Genomic DNA, 1,030 nt, shown 5'->3' on the forward strand with positions numbered 1-1,030 from the left:
GACCTTAAGAGCGCAGCCTCGCTACCGTGCCATGCTCGCGCAAGGCGGCCCTCGCCGGAGGCGTACTCTCTCGCACGCCGGCGTGCGGTTGCAACTCTCAATGACGAGCGAGGCGCTGGAATAGTAATGGGACTCTTCTGGCGCCGGACAATGCAGATGACGTCAAATCAATGACGCCTCTAGAAGAATCGTGAATGGCTAATTCAGCTCAATCGCGTGTTGCCGAAGAGAAAATGCTGGAAAAGTTCGAACGCTATCCGCTCACCTTTCGACCCACGCCCATCGAGAAGCTCGACCGCCTCTCCAAGCATCTGGGGAGCAAGGTGCAAATCTACGCCAAACGCGAAGGACTGCAACTCCGGTCTCGCGTTCGGCGGAAACAAGCTGCGTAAGCTCGAATACATCATTCCCGACCCGATTGCGTTCAGATGCCGATACGCTCGTCACCGTCGGCCGTGTGCAGTCCAACCATACGCGCATGGTCGCCGCGGTCGCCGCCAGGATCGGCATGAAATGTCTACTGGTTCAAGAGAGCTGGGTACCCCCATGAGGATGCCGTCTACGACCGGGTCGGCAATATTCTCCTGAGCCGCATCATGGGTGCAGAGGTGTGCCTGGTCGACGAGGGATTCGATACCGGCATCCGCCCCAGTTGGGAACAGGCGCACTACGAGGTAAAAGGCAAGGGGCGGCAGACCCTATGCGATACCAGTCGGGGCGTCTGTTCACCCGAACGGCGGCCTCGGTTATGTGGGGTTCGCGGAGAAAGTGCGCGCCCAGGAAAAGCAGCTTGGGTTTGCCTTCGACTATATCGTCGTTTGCACGGTCACCGGGTCAACGCATGCCGGCATGCTCGTCGGATTTGCCCGTGACGGTCAACAGCGCAATGTGGTCGGTATCGATGCCTCTGCCACCCCCACCCAAACCAAGGCGCAGGTGCTAACCCGTCTTATGCACGACGATGGGGCTTTGAGGCTGGCGGATGTAGCTTAAGCGATTGATTTGGCGTAGGATTCGGTTGCTTAGGCCA

1 pseudogene is annotated in these 1,030 nt (G+C 58.8%); it reads left to right on the forward strand.

Annotated elements, in window-relative coordinates:
* Positions 1–233: 233 nt before the first annotated feature.
* A pseudogene (locus X744_RS01000000170745) lies at positions 234–945 on the forward strand (pyridoxal-phosphate dependent enzyme); the annotation flags it as partial.
* Positions 946–1,030 lie beyond the last annotated feature (85 nt).

The organism is Mesorhizobium sp. LNHC252B00, assembly GCF_000502955.1.
GTDB lineage: Bacteria > Pseudomonadota > Alphaproteobacteria > Rhizobiales > Rhizobiaceae > Mesorhizobium.